This is a genomic window from Pantoea sp. RG18, assembly GCF_025910075.1.
Taxonomy (GTDB): Bacteria; Pseudomonadota; Gammaproteobacteria; order Enterobacterales; family Enterobacteriaceae; genus Pantoea; species Pantoea agglomerans.
Window position 1 is genome coordinate 330177 of record NZ_JAPCIL010000007.1, and the last position, 16643, is coordinate 346819.

Sequence of the window (16643 nt, forward strand, 5' to 3'; positions counted from 1 at the left end):
ATGGAACTGATTATTTTTGTCGTCTGCGCAATGCTGATGACCGCCGTGGCGGTTAAAGTCCGTTAAACGGGTTCAGCCTGGTTCTGCGCGGTTCTTTCCACAAGCGTACTGAATGCAGCCAGCGGCATCGGTCGACCGAGGAAGTAGCCTTGCCCCTCTTCGCACGAGAGCTGTTTTAGCTGGTTCAGTTGCGCTTCTGTCTCAATCCCCTCAGCCGTAATTGTCAGGGCAAAGGCGCGTGCCAGCGCAATAATCCCCGCGACCACTGATTGTGCCTGCTGCGACTCCGGAAAATCTTTCATCCAGGAGCGATCGATCTTCAGCCCATTAAACGGGAAGGTCTTCAGGTAGCCCAGGGCCGCATAGCCGGTGCCGAAATCATCAACGGTTAACCTTACCCCGAGTGACCGTAAACCCTGCATCACCTCCAGCGCATGCTGCGGATGTTCAAAGGTCACGTTCTCCGTGATCTCCAGCTCCAGCCGGGTAGCTGGCAGGCCACTTTTCGCCAGCACATCCGCAACCCGCTGCACTAAATCGCTGGTGCGGAACTCCATGGGCGAAATATTAACCGAAACATAGCGATCGCCCCCCCATCCCAGCGCATCCTCACACGCCCGCATCAGCACCCAGTCGCTGATGGTGGCGATGAGACCGCTCTCTTCCGCCAGCGGAATAAAGTGATCGGGGGTAATCCACTCATCAGGCGCAATCTGCCAGCGAATCAGCGCCTCGGCACCCGCCAGCTGACCCGTCAGCAGTTGATAGCGGGGCTGGTAGTGCAGGCGAAATTCATTGTTCTTCAGCGCTTTCTCAATCCGCCGCGCCATTTCACGCTTATCCTCACGCTGACTGGCCATCTCATTGGCATACCAGACCCACTGATTGCGTCCCGCTTCACGTGCTTCATTCAGGGCGATATCCGCCATTTGCAGCAGCGCTTCCGGATGGCTGGCATCCTGCGGTACACAGGCAATCCCCATGCTGACGGTGAGATAGTGAACATGCTGGCCGGTGCTGATGGGCTGCTGAACCTCGTGCACCAGCTGTGCGCAACGCTGATCGACCCGCTCACGGTTCGTTTCACGCAATACCAGCACAAACTCATCGCCACTCAGCCGCGCCACCAGCTCCTGCGGGCCGATACAGCGCTTCAGACGCTGCGCTATCTGGCTCAGCACCTCATCGCCCGCCGCATGGCCCCAGGTTTCATTAATCGGCCTGAACTGATCGAGATCGAGGGTAATCAGCGTCAGCGGCGCAGCGCCATCGGGCAGCTCTAGGTGTAGCGTCAGAAACTCCTGCAGCTGCACGCGGTTCGACAGGCCGGTTAAGACGTCATGACGCGACAAAAAATGAATGCGCGCCTCGGCTTCCATGCTCTGAGTGATGTCCGATACCGTGCCGCGAAACCCGATACGTCGCGCCTCATGCCAGATTGTTTTCGCGACCAGCTGGCCGATACGGCGGTTGCCGTGCGCCGACATAAACTGACAGCGCAGTGGCATCCGTTGCCCCTCCTCCTCCTGACGCTGCAGCCAGGCGACCAGCGAATGGCTGGGATGCGTCAGCAGGTGATCGATGTGACGGCCCAGCCAGTGTGTAATATCGTGGCCGGTCACGGTTTGAAAGCGCGCTGAGAGGTAGATCAGGCGGCCCTCTTCATCCGTTTCCCAGATCCAGTCTGACGCCGCCTCAGCGAGATCGCGAAACCGCGCTTCACTGTTGGCCAGCTCCTGCTGACTGATCGCCAGCAGGGTAAAGCGCCGGTCAGAGAGAATCGCATTAGAGAGCGCATGGCGGCTGACGCGATGGGTGATTATGCCTATGATGATCGCCATGAGCATCAGTAGTGGTAACAGAAACCAGACCAGGCCCATGCCAGGCATCTTTGGCGTCCAGCGCAGCACAATCAGATCGCCACCGGGTAACGGTTGCACCATCCGCGGTTCACGCAGGGCATCCCCTGCACTGACGGGCAGGCGCAGTTCGCGCACATCCAGCGTGGCGCCCAGCGCCTGTAATTTGGCAGGGGTGAACAGATTCACAAACACCATGACTGACGCCGGCCCCGCCATCGGCGGCATATTCGTCAGTTTGCCGCTGCCGATGGGGGCGGCAACCACAATGGCGGGCAGATGATTAATCAGCGCATCACGGGTAATCGCCGCGTCGTTGCGCTGACGTGCCGCCGCAATCAGCGCTGGAGCCTCTTTTCCCAGCCAGGCTTCCAGCGGCGTATCCACCAGTTGCCCATTAATGACGCTGTACGTGGTGTGACCGTTGCCGTCGACCACGAATACGCCCTCATAGTGATACTCTTCGTAGAGGCCCGGACCAAAGTTCTCTTCGTCATAAGCCCAGACTTTGTTGACCCTGACATGGAGATTGCGCCAGGCTTCGCCCCAGAACGCATAATCCCGGATATCCGTGACCATCGCCTCCTGACGATTTTTCCACGCCTGCTGCATCAGCAACTGGTCATGCTCAACCGATACGCTGTTTTGCCGCTGCGCAATCGTCAGCACCATCAGCATCGAGAGCACCAGCACGCCAAACAGCAGCAGCGAAAGCGTGCGCAGGCTGCGCCGCGTAAAGCGGACAGTGCGGTCTTCAGCGGCATGACTGAATGGAGGCGAGGGTGGCGCCGGAGGGTTAGAAGTCATTAAGAGTGCTCACTACACAGTCAGAGTTTGAGATGACGGGCCTGCAATACAACATGCAGTGCTGACCAGATTAGTTTCCTCAGTTATCGGCTCACGCGCGCGGGTGTTTAGTCTGCGGTTAACATTTTGCGCTTAAATATTGTGTTACAGGCTGACTCGACAGCGATCTGGTGCATTGCTACTATGCGCTAACCTTCGCTGGCAGAGTCGCCTATGAATACCAATTCCGACAGAGTGACACTGACGCTGTTCTACGTCGGCAGCTTTGTGGTCTATTACCTGGTTACCATGCTGATCACGCTGTTCCCTAATTACAGCGTGCTGCGTAATGACGGCCTGCTGGTGCCGGTGCTCTGCCTGTTTGAATTTGCTGTTATCTATCCGCTTTACCGCTTTTACTGCCAGCGCCGTACAGACCTGCCGCTGGGTGAACTCTGCACGCTGCAAACTCTGCTGTTTACTGGCGCGCTATTTGTTCTGATGGCCGCACAGATGCAGTTCATGCAGCCGGAAGGATGGCTGGTGATGCAGGCCCAGCAGGGACGTAATTCGCTGCTGATCCTGCTGCTCACCGCCGTGCTGCTGGCGCCGGTGTTTGAAGAGGTGCTGTTCCGCGGTTTTCTGTTGCAGGGCTTTCTGCTGTGGGCGCCACGGAGCCGCTTTGCCTGTATGCTGCTGACCTCACTGCTGTTTGCGGTGATGCATACGCAGTATGTGCACTGGCAGACCCTTATCGCCCTGACGCTGTTTTCGCTACTGCTCTGTTACGCCCGGCTGCGGAGTAACAGTCTGGCGCTGCCCATCTTCCTGCACACGCTGAATAACCTGATTGCGCTGCTGCCCGCCTGGTATTTCGCAGGCTAGCGCCAGGCCCGCCCCTTCTGGCACACCTTACAGGCCGCCGCATCACACCCTGGCTGGCGGACCATAGCTCACACTGACAATGCCGCCCCGGCACGTTTGTCTATACTGGATGTTAAAAAGGGATAAAAAGCACCACAGTCCGGACCACCAGACCGTGTAAAGGAGAGGATCTATGTTGATAGGATTTGTGTTATTAGTGAGCGCATGCGGCTACGATGCCTGCGAGGCGCTGCCGGTATCAGAGCGCATCTATCCGACGAAGGTCGACTGTGAAACGATGGCGAACCGCATTCATAAAGTCAGACCGAATGTGGTACTGCTGTGCGGTGAAGTACATCGCTAATTCAGGGCCAGGTTCAATAAAGCAGGGCTGTAACGTTGCAAGCTGACGCTTTAGCGTACAAAATATAAGCTGTTGTTAACCATTATCGTTGTGAATCCCATGAAAACATCACGCCCCCGTCGTCCTGGTGGACGCTGGGTTTACTATCTTTTGTATGATGGCATTCTGTGGCCCTGCCCCGTCCGTTGGGAGTGGGAGAGCAGCTATGGCGGCTGGCTGCCATTTTACTACACGCCAACCTTTGAGTTTGTGGTGGGCGATCCGCGCAAGGCTTATCGCATTGCGCGCAGCGATGTGCGGGCTAAAAGGCGCGAGGATGCCTTTGTCTGAGCGCGTTTATCGCCACGGCAGCCATGAGGCAGTAAGCAGATAGTGAACCGCTTCCAGCACAATAATCACCATTAATAATATGCCCAGCGTGTGGCGGCCAATCCCCTTCATCTGTTCAGGCCCAGATCATGGCAGCCCAGCGAATCAGCAGCAGCGCGCCACAGATGCACAACAGAACCAGCACCATCTTCCAGTACTTTTTGGCTGCCCGGTATCTCGTCACCTCAGTTTCCTCTGGTCAGAAAGCGAAGATGCGCCAGAAGGCGCATCTGTTCCGGTCAACAACAGGACCGGTGAGGCATAGCATAACGCCCGGGCCGCCAAAAGGCGACCCGTTACCGGCATCAGTTGTTCAGGGTGTAATCCAGCGTAATTTCCGCATTCAGTACCTGAGAAACCGGGCAGCCCGCTTTGGCTTTATTGATGATCTCGTCGAAGGTCGACTCATCAATGCCTGGCAGAGAGATGGTGCTGGTCAGTGCCACTTTGGTGATGGCAAAGCCATCGCCTTTTTTGTCCAGCGACACGTCGGCCGTGGTATCAATGCTTTCCGGTGGATGACCTGCGTTGCCCAGCATCAGCGACAGCGCCATAGAGAAACAGGCTGCATGCGCTGCACCAATCAGTTCTTCCGGGTTGGTGCCTTTGCCGCCTTCAAAACGGGTGTTAAAGCCATAAGGCTGCTGGCTCAGCACGCCGCTCTCGGTGCTGACGGTGCCTTTGCCTTTGATATCGCCTTCCCAATGCGCCGAACCTTTCTTATGAATGGTCATGTCGTTCCTCCTGTTGGTAAAGAAGCTAAGTATAGACAATACATTCATTTTCGCAGGCTCAACTCACCGCGCGGGGACGTGGCGGTGTGCTCTGCGGTGCCAGTAACGCTTCCGCCTGTACCAGCGAATCGCGGGTAATTTCACCGATCGACTTCGCGCCGGTGAGGGTCATGGCAACGCGCATCTCTTTTTCAATCAGCGTCAGCAGGTTTTCTACGCCGCGCTGACCGTGGGTTGCCAGCGCATAGATAAATGCCCGTCCCAGCAGCACGCTGTCTGCGCCCAGCGCAATCATCCGCACCACATCCAGCCCGTTGCGAATGCCACTGTCCGCCAGAATGGCGATGTCACCTTTTACCGCATCGGCAATGGCCGGTAGCGCACGCGCCGAGGAGAGCACGCCATCCAGCTGGCGTCCGCCGTGATTAGAGACCACGATGCCATCGGCGCCAAAGCGCACCGCATCACGCGCATCTTCCGGATCGAGAATGCCCTTGATGACCATCGGCCCATCCCAGAATTCGCGGATCCACTCCAGATCGCGCCACGAGATAGAGGGATCGAAATTATTCGCCAGCCAGCCGATGTAATCTTCCAGCCCGGTAGGCTTGCCCAGATACGTGGAGATATTCCCCAGATCGTGAGGGCGCCCCTGCAGACCCACATCCAGCGCCCACTGTGGATGGGTGACCGCCTGCCAGTAACGACGCAGCGCCGCGTGATTGCCGCTCATCCCGGAGTGCGCATCGCGATAGCGCGCGCCCGGCGTGGGCATATCCACGGTAAACACCAGCGTGGAGCAACCGGCGGCTTTGGCGCGCTCCAGCGCATTGCGCATAAAGCCGCGGTCACGCAGCACATAGAGCTGGAACCACATGGGACGCTTAATCTGCGGGGCCACCTCTTCAATCGGGCAGACCGAGACGGTCGACAGGGTAAATGGAATGCCTTTCAGGTCTGCCGCGCGCGCCGCCTGTACTTCACCCCGGCGGGCATACATGCCGCACAGGCCGACCGGTGCCAGCGCAACCGGCATCGACAGGGTTTCATTGAACAGTTTGGTTTCAAGACTCAGTTCCGACATATTTTTAAGAATGCGCTGGCGCAGCGCCACATCCGAGAGATCCTCTACGTTGCGACGCAGGGTGTGCTCGGCATAGGCACCGCCATCAAGATAGTGAAACAGGAACGGCGGCAGGATACGTTGCGCGGCCGCGCGATAGTCACTGGCAGCGGAGATAATCATCAGTCAGATTCCTTTGGGTTGCGTGTGTCGTTATCCGGTAAGCGGGTGATGCGCGCCTGACGCGCTTCATCTTCATGCAGGCTTTTCATGGTGGTGTGCACGAATCCCAGATGCTGCATCGCCGCCTGGCGCGCAGCGTCGGCATCGCCCGTGAGGATCGCATCGAGCAGCGCCTGATGCTGTTCAGTCAGGCGGGCAAAAATCGCGGGCTGGGTATACATGCGCTGACGGCTCTGCATTACCGACGATTGCAGCAGCTCAAAAAAACCACGCATGGTCTGCAGCAGCACTACGTTGTGCGACGCCTCGGCAATCGCCAGATGGAAGCGTACATCAGCCTGGGCGGCGAGATCGGGATCGTCACTCTCTTTCAGCTTCAGGGTGGCGTCGAAAGCGTACTGCAGCTTCTCTTTGTCGGCGTCAGTGGCGCGCAGTGCGGCGTGCCAGGCGGTGCTGGCCTCGATGGCATGGCGCGCTTCCAGAATGTCGTAGCGGTAGTCGGGATCGTCGCGCAGTAGCTGGCGAATCGGCTCGACGATGCGCTGTTCCGACCAGGGCGCCAGCTGCTGACGGATCCAGGTGCCGCCGCCGCGTCGGCTAATCAGCATGCCGTTGCTGATCAACTGTTGTATGGCTTCACGCAGCGAGGAGCGCGAGACGCCAAGCTCCGCAGAGAGCTGCCGCTCGGCGGGCAGGCGCATGCCCGGCTCGAGCTGATGTTCGGTGATATAGGCCCGCAGGCGCGTCACCAGCGGATCGGCATTGCTGCTCATGGGATCATCCAGGGGAAGACGTAGGCCTGAAGCGTGGTTATCACACCGACCATACAGGTGAAAATCAGGCTGTGTTTAACGGTAAACCGGAACAGGTCGGACTCTTTACCCACCAGCCCGACCGCCGCACAGGCGATGGCGATCGACTGCGGCGAGATCATCTTACCGGTCACGCCACCGGTGGTGTTGGCCGCCACCAGCAGAATATCGGAGACGCCAATCTGCTGCGCGGTCGTGGCCTGTAAAGCAGCAAACAGCGCATTCGATGAGGTGTCTGATCCGGTCAGGAAGACGCCCAGCCAGCCCAGGAACGGTGAGAAGAAGGTAAAAGCGTGGCCGGTGTGCGCCAGCGCCAGTGCCAGCGTCGCAGACAGCCCGGAGTAATTCGAGATAAAGGCAAAGGCCAGTACCATCCCGATAGAGTAGATCGGCAGCGCCAGCTCTTTCAGCGTTTCACCAAAAGTCTGCAATGCTGCCTTTGGCTTCATGCGCAGGAAAATCATCGCCATGATCGCCGCAATTAAAATGGCGGTGCCGGTGGCGGACACCAGATCCAGCTTAAAGATGGCCGGATAAGGGGTTGCAGTGCCGACCACGGGCGGCATCCGCGCCACCAGCTCATTCAGCATCGGCACCGGCATAGCCAGCACCCACTCATAGAGCGCACCGCCTTTGGCGAACAGCGTTTTAAACGGCGGGATACTCCAGAGCGTGACGGTGGCGGTAAGAAACAGGAACGGCATCCAGGCGCGGATCACCTGCCCCAGCCGATACTTCTGCGGTGGCAGCAACGGATCGCCCTGTTTCGCCTCTGCATCCGCAAAGCGGAAGATGCGCACCGGCTTCCAGACCCGCAGGAACAGCGTCAGCGAAATCAGCGAGGCGAGCGACGAGATAATATCGGGCAGCTCCGGACCCAGGAAGTTGGAGCTGAGGAACTGGGCAATGGCAAACGATCCCCCTGCCACGACCACCGCCGGCCAGGTCTCTTTCACCCCGCGCCAGCCATCCATGATCGCCATAATCCAGAACAGCACAATCAGGGTCAGCAGCGGCAGCTGGCGTCCGGCCATCTGGCCGATGGCAAAACTGTCCAGCCCGGTCACCTGCCCCGCCACAATAATCGGGATGCCCATCGCGCCAAAGGCCACCGGCGCGGTGTTCACAATCAGGCAGAGCCCGGCGGCGTAGAGCGGATTAAAGCCGAGTCCCACCAGCAGCGCGGCGGTAATCGCCACCGGCGCACCAAAGCCCGCAGCCCCCTCCAGAAACGCCCCGAACGAGAAGCCGACAATCAGCATCTGCAGACGCTGATCGGGAGTAATCGACAGGATAGAGGCGCGGATAATGTCGAACTGGCCGGTTTTGACTGAGATCTTGTAGACGAACACCGCGGCGACAATAATCCAGGCAATCGGCCACAAGCCATAGAGAAAGCCATACACCACGGCGGCCAGCGCCTGTGCAACCGGCATCTGATAGAGAAACAGCGCCACCAGCAGCGCCAGCACCACGGTGGTGGTGGCCGCCAGGTAGCCTTTCATCTTCAGCTTAATCAGCGCAAAGAAGAAAAAGAGAATCGGGATCAGTGCGATCAGGCTTGAAAGCCAGATATTACCCAGCGGATCGTAGTTTTGTTGCCAGATCTGCATGCCAGTATCTCCAGAGGAAAAGGTGACGTGGCACGCAGCCGCAGCGCTGGTGCCATCTGCCCCGGATTGGTCAGACCAAACCGCTCTGTCGGGGCTTATGGCAACAGATAGTTAACGCATTGTTAACCTATGGCAACAGAAGATGCGCGAATTTTCCCGGAGTGTGAACCAGAGAAAAATATTGCCGGTATTGGTCGGACCAAAATCAGCGATTCACCTCCGGAAAGGCGTGCTGATAGCTGCGCGGATGGAAACGCAGATTTAGCACGATTAACAGCAGCGTGACCGCCGCCTGCAATAACCAGACGCTGGTGAAGTGACCGGTGAGCGCATGCAACTGCCCGGCGATAAACGGCATGCTGCCCGCGATAATAAAGCCGACGCCCTGCATAAAAGCCACCAGCCGCGCGCCAGCCTGCGGCTGCTCCAGATGATCCAGCGCCAGCACCAGCGCCAGCGGAAATGCCCCGCCCAGCCCGAAGCCCGCAATCCCCGCCCAGAGCCACGGCGCCAGTTGTGGCGCAAACAGGAAACCGAGCATGCCGCTGAACTGCATCGCCAGTGTCAGCAGCAGCAGCGGACGGCGATCGCTGCCCCGCGCCAGCAAGGGCAGCAGCAGCGCACCCGTGACCTGACAGCCGATCATCATGCCAAGCAGTGAACCGCCCGCCTGCGCGCTCCAGCCGAGTTGATGATAAAAATCGGGCAGCCAGGCGACACAGATGGCATATCCGCCGTTCACCAGACCAAAGCTCAACGCCAGCGTCCAGGCGCGGGTTTTCCGCCACAGCGAAGGCAGAGCGTCGGCCTCCGTCCGGGCTGCACGTGGGGTGGTGATAAACAGCCAGAGCAGGATGGCCAGCACCACCGGCAGCGCCCAGCTGCTCAGCGCGCCCTGCCAGCCAAGCTGCCCATTCAGCCACGGCGAGATCGCCGCGCCAATCCCACCGCCGCCCATCAGCGCCGCTGCCCACAGTCCGGTCACGCCGGCACTGCGGCTGCCAAAGCGCTGACGGATCAATCCCGGCATCGCCATCTGCACAATGCCAATGCCCGCCCCTCCCGGCACAGTACTCAGCACCAGCCAGCCTCCGTCAGCCACATACAGCCGACTCACCAGCGCCAGCAACAGCAGCACCAAACCACCCAGCAGCAGTTTACGCACCGCAAAGCGCTGCATCAGCGGGGCGCTGACTAACGCAATGGCACCCATCATCATCATCGGCACCGCAGGCAACAGCGATGCCGCCAGCGGCGACAGACCGATGCTCTGCCGCAGCTCGCCGAGTAACGGACTGACCGAGGTCATCAGCGGTCGCATATTGAGCCCGGCCAGCACCAGCGCCGCCAGCAGCAGGTTGTTCTCTCTCTTCATCTGAGATCCACACAGTTAAAAGTTGCCAGCCTGGCAGCAGTCGTTACTATCTGGAAATGAAATATTACTCTGCCAGGTAGTGGAAATATGAATCGTCAGCCGATGTTTACTCCGCAACAGCTGCTCAGCTTTGTCGCGGTGTGCGAAACCGCCAGCTTTACCCGCGCCGCCGACCGGGTGCACCTGTCGCAGTCCACCGTCAGCCAGCAGGTGCGACGGCTGGAGGAAATGGTCGGCAAAGAGCTGCTCAACCGCTCCTCGCATCAGGTGCAGATCACCGAAGAGGGCGAGAAGCTTTTAGGCTACGCCCGGCGGATTATCGCCCTGAATGGGGAAGCGCACGATGTGCTGAGTGACCAGTGGCGCGACGGCGTGCTGCGTCTTGGCGTGCCGGAAGATTTCGCCGCGCCCACGGCCGGTCTGCTGGCGCACTTCAGTCGCGACCATCCGCAACTTCGGCTGGACGTGATGAGTGGCATGCAGGTGGAGCTGCGTCGCGCCTGGCAGCGTGAAGAGCTCGATATCATGCTGATTAAGCAGCCTTATGGCGAGCGTCCGCTGGCGTCGCGTCCTGAACCCCTGCTGTGGCTCGACAGCGCAGAGTGGCCCTGCTTTGAGCTGACGCCGGTACCGCTGGTGCTGTTTCCCCAGCAGGGGCTCTATCGCGATGAGGTGTGTCAGACGCTCGACGCACTGGGCCGTAGCTGGCGCATTAGTTACAGCAGCGCCAGCCTGGTCGCGCTGGCCGCCGCCAGTGCGCAGGGTCTGGGGCTGACGTTGCTGCCCGCCAGCTGTCGCCTGCCGCAACATCGGGTACTGGGCCTGGAACAGGGTCTGCCGGTGATTGATACCTTCGAACTGGCGCTGTTCTGTCGTCATCCGCAGGATCCGCTGCAGCGCGAGCTGGCGGAATCCCTGGCAACCTTCAGCCAGCTGCGCTGGCAGTGAGATATCGAATAGTCGTCAGTGGAAAATAACGCAGCAGGGTGGAGCGTCGTTTGTCAGATTAAGACCTTGTTCACTTTGCAGGAGCCTCTGATGCCTATTTCCTCTTCGCCGAGCCGTCGTGATTTCCTTGGCCAGAGCGTCCGCTGGACCGCCGCAGGCGGCTTGCTGGCCGCCGGTCTCGGCCATGCCAGTGCCGCCACGCCATCACCTTTGTCCTCCATCAATCCCGACCAGCCCGCCGCCCTGCCCCGGCAGGATCACTATCTGCTGCGCAATGTGCGGCTGGAGGAGGGCTTTATCCGTGAGGATGATGAGATCGTTGCGACCCGCACCGGGCGTTACGACATCAGCGTGCGCGACGGTAAAATTGACCAGCTGACACCCGCCGGTCAGGGTGACAGCACCCTGCCGTCGTGGGATGCACAGGATGCCCTGCTGCTGCCCGCCACCCAGGATATGCATATCCACCTTGATAAAACCTTCTACGGCGGCCCGTGGCAGGCTCCGCGTCCCCGTCAGGGCAAAACTATCATGGACATGATTGCGCGTGAACAGGTGCTGATTCCGCAACTGCTGCCGCACTCTCAGGCGCGCGCCGAAGGGTTGATCGCTCTGCTGCACGCCAAAGGCACCACCCGCGCCCGCAGCCATTGCAATATCGATCCGGTCAGCGGCCTGCAAAGTCTGGAGCATCTGCAGGCGGCATTAGCCCGTCACCCCGCCTTTCCCTGCGAGATTGTGGCCTTTCCCCAACATGGCCTGCTGCACTCGCAGGTCGATGGGCTGATGCGCGAGGCGATGCAGCACGGCGTTGAGTATGTCGGCGGCCTGGACCCCACCAATGTCGATGGTGCCATGGAGAAGTCACTGGATGCGATGTTCCAGATTGCGCTCGACTATCAGCGCGGCGTGGATATACATCTGCATGAAACCTCACCCGCTGGCGTGGCGGCGATTCAGTACATGATTGACACCGTGGCAAAGAATCCGGCGCTGAAGGGCAAAGTGACGCTGAGCCACGGTTTTGCGCTGGCGACCCTGACCGGCAGTACGCTGGATAAGATGATCGAAGGGCTGGCGGAGCAGCAGTTCAGCGTCGCCTCTACGCTGCCGATCGGCAAGCTGACCATGCCGATTCCGCAATTACAGGCAGCGGGCGTGAAGGTGATGACCGGCACCGACAGCGTTATCGATCACTGGTCACCGTTTGGCACCGGGAGCATGCTGGAAAAAGCGAATCTCTATGCGCAGCTCTATCGGGGATCGGATGAGTTCTCGCTGTCGCGGGCGCTGGCGATCGCCACAGACGATCGGCTGCCGCTGACAGCCCAGGGTGACCGCCAGTGGCCAGTACCGGGCGATGAAGCGAGCATGATGCTGGTAGCGGCGAGCTGTTCCGCCGAAGCCGTGGCACGGATTTCGCCGGTCGTCGCGACCTTCTCGCGCGGTAAACCGGTGTTTGCGCTGGCCCCGGCCTGAAACAGCAGGGCTGCGGACAAAAACGCCGGGAGCGTTTTTGAACAACGCAACGCGTTGGCCCGGCTACGGGCGCACCTCAGGGATGAGGTGCGTACTAAAAACGCCGGGAGCGTTTTTGAACGACGCAAAGCGTTGGCACGGTTACGAGCGCACCTCAGGGATGCGGTGTGTAATCGACCATGCTGAGCCTTCTCAGCAAATGCGGAGAGATCGAGCCGGCTCCGGCCCGGTTACAGACGATCACCTTACCTAAAGCGCCGGGAGCCAGTACCTGCCCCACAACGCAAACCCACTCCTCCAAAAACAACAGAGCCTCCACAAGGGAGGCTCTGCATTTACCTGAGCGGAGTGCGGGTTACGCGCTTTTGGCCCATTTATCATTCGACATTAGTTCCATTGCCAGCGCGTATAAGCGACGATCTTCCTGATCACAGGGCTCATCTTCCGCATAACACGCAATCATCGAAGCGATCTTATCAGCCGATAAGCTCTCTCCATGAACATGCAGTGTCAGTACGGCGCGGCCTACTATTTTAAGCACATTTTCATGTGGTCCCTGGATGCGATTACTCAATGCAAATACCCTCTACCGGTCGTTGTACCAGGAATATGGCGCGCTAAATATAAAGCAATTAGCTCAGGATTTTTATCGGCACCAGTGGTGATATTTTTTAATGATTAATTCTATTACTGGAGTAGTAGTTAAGGATTTATCTGATTAACAATGAAATAAATATTTAAAAACGGCCACTTATAAAATAATCGCTGGCCTCAAAAGATCCTCATCCTGGAACAATCACATTGAGTCGGGGTTAATCTATAAAAATAAACCACCTTTTTCCCGTAAACTTCAGTCTATTCCTAAGCCCTCTGAAAGATATAGTTTCATACTGCTAACCATCGAGGTTCCCGTTGCTGTCAGGCGTGCTTTCTGCCAGACTTGCCCCGCAATAATGCCCTACACTTTCAGCCTCAGAGGCCGCGCCCGTGACCGCTTTTTCTACCCTCAATTCGCTTCCCGACAGCCAGCTCGAAAACCTGCGCGAGATGGGCTACACCAGCATGACGCCCGTGCAGGCCGCTACGCTGCCCGCCATTCTGCAGGGACGCGACGTGCGCGCGCAGGCGAAAACCGGCAGCGGTAAAACGGCTGCCTTTGGTATTGGTTTACTGCACCATATCGACAGCGCCCGCTTTCAGACCCAGGCACTGATTCTCTGTCCGACCCGTGAACTGGCGGATCAGGTAGGCAATGTGCTGCGCCAGCTGGCGCGCTTCACCCGCAACATCAAGGTTCTCACTCTGTGTGGCGGACAGCCGATGAGCGCACAGCGTGATTCGCTGGTGCATCCGCCCCATATCGTGGTCGGCACGCCGGGTCGTATCCTCGACCACATTAACCGCGAAAACCTCAAGCTGGACCAGCTCAGCACGCTGGTACTGGATGAAGCCGATCGGATGCTGGAGATGGGTTTCCTGAATGATATGGAAACGATCATTGAAGCGACGCCCGCCTCGCGCCAGACGCTGCTCTTTTCCGCCACCTGGCCAGACGGCATTACGGCCATCAGCACCCGCTTTCAGCGTGATGCGCTGAGCGTGGTGACAGAAGATGTCAGCGAACTGCCTTCAATCGATCAGCAGTTTTTCGAAGCCAGCCACAATGAAAAACTGGGTCTGCTGATAGCCCTGCTCAGCGATCGTCAGCCCTCATCCTGTGTGGTCTTCTGCAACACCAAACGTGAATGTGATGATGTCGCCGCGGCGCTTAACGCGCGTGATATCAGCGCCCTGCCCTTGCATGGCGATCTGGAGCAGCGCGATCGCGAACGCGTGCTGATCCGCTTCGCTAACGGCAGTGGTCGCGTGCTGGTCGCCACCGACGTCGCTGCACGCGGACTCGACATCAAATCGCTGGCGATGGTGGTTAACTATCAGCTCGCCTGGGACCCTGAAATTCACCTGCACCGTATTGGTCGTACGGCGCGTGCGGGCGAACATGGCGTTGCGGTCAGCCTGGTTGCTGCCGATGAGATGGCTCGCGCGCATGCGCTGGAAGATTTCCTGCAGCAGAAGCTGCCGTGGGTCTCTGCCAGCACGCTGAAAAAGGGCAGCAGCAAGCCGCTGCCTGCAGCTATGATGACTTTGTGCATTGATGGTGGCCGTAAAGCCAAGATACGTCCGGGAGATATTCTGGGCGCGCTGACGGGTGAAGCGGGTTATCGTGCCGAGCAGATCGGCAAAATTGTCCTTACGCCGACCCACGCCTACGTGGCGATTGAGGCGAATCAGGCCAAAAATGCGCTGGTTAAACTCAAGCAGGGCAAAATCAAAGGCAAAACCTGCCGGGCGATTCTGCTGAAGGACTAAATAAAACGGGCGAGAAGATTATCTCGCCCGGTTTGTTACGGCTCTTCGATTTGGGTCACATGCAGCGTGGTTTTATCCCCTTTGCCCTGTACCTTGCCACTGACGCGTACTTTGTCTTCTGCGGTGTAGGTTTTACCATCAAAGGTCTTCTTCGGCGCGATAATCGGTAAGGTGCCGGTGTTGTCACGGAACTGATACCGTTCGCCCTGCTCTTTCTTCAGGATGTAACCTTCCAGCGTCACATATCCGCCCTGACGGAAATCGCGGATCTGATCAATATGCGTCTGACCGGTATCTTCTGAACCTTTATAGCCGGCATCCTGCTTGTGTTGCGGTGGTGGCGTATCGCCCGCTTTGTATCCGCCCTCTTCGGCCGAAACACCCGCACTCATCATCACCAGCAACGACGCCAAAATCACTTTTTTCATTTCACACTCCTTTATTGGAAAGGTGTCCATGTTGAACCTTCAGGGTTAATCCTGGCACATTAATTGGCGTCCGTTTTATTTCACCCTTCTCTTCTCACCTTTTTCCGTTTGCTGCCGATAACCTGTTCACACCCTATTTCACCAGCTGCGTTAATGCAGAGGCAACCATGGATAATTTTCAGAAAGAGATCGATGAGAGAGCGAACCTCGCGTTATCGAACAAGTTTGAGCTGCTGCTGTTTCGCTTAGGTTCCGATCAGCTGAAAGGCAAGTCTGAACTGTTTGGCATTAACGTCTTCAAGCTGCGTGAAATTGTGCCGATGCCAACTATCACCAAAGCCGCAGGCATGCGTTCGCCGCTGCTGGGTATGGCAAGTATTCGTGGCCAGTTCATTCCGGTCATCGACCTGCCTGCCGTGGCGGGTTGTGTGCCGGAAACCGGTCTTAACCTGCTGCTGGTTACCGAGTATGCCCGTAACACCCAGGCGTTTGCCGTGGAGTCAGTTGAGAACATTGTGCGTCTCGACTGGAGCCAGGTGCATACCGCCGAAGCCGGTATCGGCGGCCGAAACATTACCAGCATCGCCTGCCTGGACAGTGACAAGCAGAGCAACGAGCTGGCGATGGTGCTGGACGTTGAGCAAATCCTGTATGACATCATCCCATCGGTGCGCGGCGTCGAACCGGAAGCGGCCAGACCGCGTGCCTTCAACTACCGCCCAGGTGCGGTGGCGATTGTGGCAGAAGATTCCAAAGTCGCGCGTCAGCTGCTGGAGCAGGGTCTGAAGAGTATGGGCATTCCGGCGCTGATGTTTAACACCGGTCTGGATGCCTGGGAAAAAATTAAATTGATGAGCCAGGAAGCGCAGGCTGCCGGCGAATCGATTCACGACAAAATCGCCCTGGTGCTGACCGATCTGGAAATGCCAGAGATGGATGGTTTTACGCTGACCCGCAACATCAAGCGTGACCCGATCCTCAAGGCTCTGCCGGTCGTCATTCACTCCTCACTCTCTGGCAGCGCCAACGAAGATCACGTGCGCAAAGTGGGTGCCGATGGCTATGTGGCAAAGTTTGAGTTGAATGAGCTGTCAGACGTGATTTTCAACGTTCTCGACACTGCCCGCTAAGCGAATGCGGGCCGCTAAGAATGCCCGGCACGCTTTTACTTTTTAGCCAGCAGAATGGCTGACCTGATCAGGAACCGACTATGCACATTGAAACTTTACCCGTTACGCCTGCACCTGCTACGCCTTCCCGTCAAAAGGTGCTGCGTGGCCGTTTACGCCAGCTGGCCTGGATTAGCGCCGTCACATTAAGCGTCGCGTTCTGGACAGGCCTCTACTTCTTAGTTTTCTGAATCCATTCATCCTTGTCTGGATCGGGCTGTCAGCAT

The 16643-nt window shown here is 58.2% G+C and carries 16 protein-coding genes; 8 read left to right on the forward strand and 8 right to left on the reverse strand.

Annotation, left to right across the window (positions count from 1 at the left end; all coding sequences use genetic code 11):
• Nucleotides 1–62: 62 nt before the first annotated feature.
• Nucleotides 63–2666, reverse strand: a complete 2604-nt coding sequence (locus OK409_RS10210) for an EAL domain-containing protein (RefSeq protein WP_264367029.1) — start codon at nucleotides 2664–2666, stop codon at nucleotides 63–65.
• A gap of 213 nt (nucleotides 2667–2879) precedes the next feature.
• Here OK409_RS10210 and OK409_RS10215 point away from each other — a divergent pair, with 213 nt between their 5' ends.
• From OK409_RS10215 to OK409_RS10225, 3 genes are all read left to right on the forward strand, one after another.
• A complete protein-coding gene (locus OK409_RS10215) occupies nucleotides 2880–3530 on the forward strand; it encodes a CPBP family intramembrane glutamic endopeptidase (protein ID WP_010255238.1) in 651 nt (216 codons plus the stop codon).
• Nucleotides 3531–3702: 172 nt separating this feature from the next.
• Nucleotides 3703–3873 carry a hypothetical protein gene (locus OK409_RS10220; protein ID WP_003850083.1) on the forward strand — a complete coding sequence of 57 codons (171 nt, stop codon included), beginning with the start codon at nucleotides 3703–3705 and terminating at the stop codon, nucleotides 3871–3873.
• A 99-nt stretch (nucleotides 3874–3972) separates the two neighbouring features.
• Nucleotides 3973–4203 (forward strand): hypothetical protein, encoded by a 231-nt coding sequence (locus OK409_RS10225; protein WP_029519422.1) that lies wholly within the window; start codon nucleotides 3973–3975, stop codon nucleotides 4201–4203.
• A gap of 115 nt (nucleotides 4204–4318) precedes the next feature.
• On the opposite strand, the gene yniD is transcribed toward OK409_RS10225, so the two are convergent.
• The 6 genes from yniD to OK409_RS10255 form a co-directional block, all read right to left on the reverse strand.
• The gene (gene yniD, locus OK409_RS22530; RefSeq protein ID WP_022625163.1) at nucleotides 4319–4426 is read right to left on the reverse strand and encodes a small membrane protein YniD; all 108 of its coding nucleotides are present in this window, start codon (nucleotides 4424–4426) and stop codon (nucleotides 4319–4321) included.
• 121 nt (nucleotides 4427–4547) lie between these two features.
• Complete coding sequence (locus tag OK409_RS10235; protein WP_022625164.1) at nucleotides 4548–4976, reverse strand: OsmC family protein; 429 nt, start codon at nucleotides 4974–4976, stop codon at nucleotides 4548–4550.
• A 58-nt stretch (nucleotides 4977–5034) separates the two neighbouring features.
• Nucleotides 5035–6222: an FMN-dependent L-lactate dehydrogenase LldD gene (gene lldD / locus OK409_RS10240; RefSeq protein ID WP_022625165.1), complete on the reverse strand. Its 1188-nt coding sequence runs from the start codon at nucleotides 6220–6222 to the stop codon at nucleotides 5035–5037.
• On the reverse strand, nucleotides 6222–6995 hold the full coding sequence (gene lldR / locus OK409_RS10245) for a transcriptional regulator LldR (protein ID WP_010255231.1): 774 nt from the start codon (nucleotides 6993–6995) through the stop codon (nucleotides 6222–6224). Before lldR ends, lldD begins: the two co-directional genes overlap by 1 nt.
• The gene (gene lldP, locus OK409_RS10250) at nucleotides 6992–8647 is read right to left on the reverse strand and encodes an L-lactate permease (protein WP_264367030.1); all 1656 of its coding nucleotides are present in this window, start codon (nucleotides 8645–8647) and stop codon (nucleotides 6992–6994) included. Before lldP ends, lldR begins: the two co-directional genes overlap by 4 nt.
• A 205-nt stretch (nucleotides 8648–8852) precedes the next feature.
• Nucleotides 8853–10022, reverse strand: a complete 1170-nt coding sequence (locus tag OK409_RS10255) for a cyanate transporter (RefSeq protein ID WP_264367031.1) — start codon at nucleotides 10020–10022, stop codon at nucleotides 8853–8855.
• A gap of 87 nt (nucleotides 10023–10109) precedes the next feature.
• Between OK409_RS10255 and OK409_RS10260 the strand changes: the two genes are divergently transcribed.
• From OK409_RS10260 to dbpA, 3 genes are all read left to right on the forward strand, one after another.
• Nucleotides 10110–10970: a LysR family transcriptional regulator gene (locus tag OK409_RS10260; RefSeq protein ID WP_264367032.1), complete on the forward strand. Its 861-nt coding sequence runs from the start codon at nucleotides 10110–10112 to the stop codon at nucleotides 10968–10970.
• A 90-nt stretch (nucleotides 10971–11060) separates the two neighbouring features.
• Nucleotides 11061–12449, forward strand: a complete 1389-nt coding sequence (locus OK409_RS10265; protein WP_022625168.1) for an amidohydrolase — start codon at nucleotides 11061–11063, stop codon at nucleotides 12447–12449.
• Between the two features lie 987 nt (nucleotides 12450–13436).
• Nucleotides 13437–14819 carry an ATP-dependent RNA helicase DbpA gene (gene dbpA, locus OK409_RS10270; protein WP_010255222.1) on the forward strand — a complete coding sequence of 461 codons (1383 nt, stop codon included), beginning with the start codon at nucleotides 13437–13439 and terminating at the stop codon, nucleotides 14817–14819.
• A gap of 35 nt (nucleotides 14820–14854) precedes the next feature.
• Here dbpA and OK409_RS10275 read toward each other — a convergent pair whose 3' ends face one another.
• Nucleotides 14855–15247 carry a YgiW/YdeI family stress tolerance OB fold protein gene (locus tag OK409_RS10275; RefSeq protein WP_033785405.1) on the reverse strand — a complete coding sequence of 131 codons (393 nt, stop codon included), beginning with the start codon at nucleotides 15245–15247 and terminating at the stop codon, nucleotides 14855–14857.
• A gap of 167 nt (nucleotides 15248–15414) precedes the next feature.
• On the opposite strand from OK409_RS10275, the gene OK409_RS10280 reads away from it, so the two are divergent.
• Complete coding sequence (locus OK409_RS10280) at nucleotides 15415–16377, forward strand: chemotaxis protein (RefSeq protein ID WP_010255217.1); 963 nt, start codon at nucleotides 15415–15417, stop codon at nucleotides 16375–16377.
• Between the two features lie 80 nt (nucleotides 16378–16457).
• Nucleotides 16458–16607 (forward strand): hypothetical protein, encoded by a 150-nt coding sequence (locus tag OK409_RS10285; protein WP_022625169.1) that lies wholly within the window; start codon nucleotides 16458–16460, stop codon nucleotides 16605–16607.
• The last annotated feature ends 36 nt before the right edge of the window (nucleotides 16608–16643 follow it).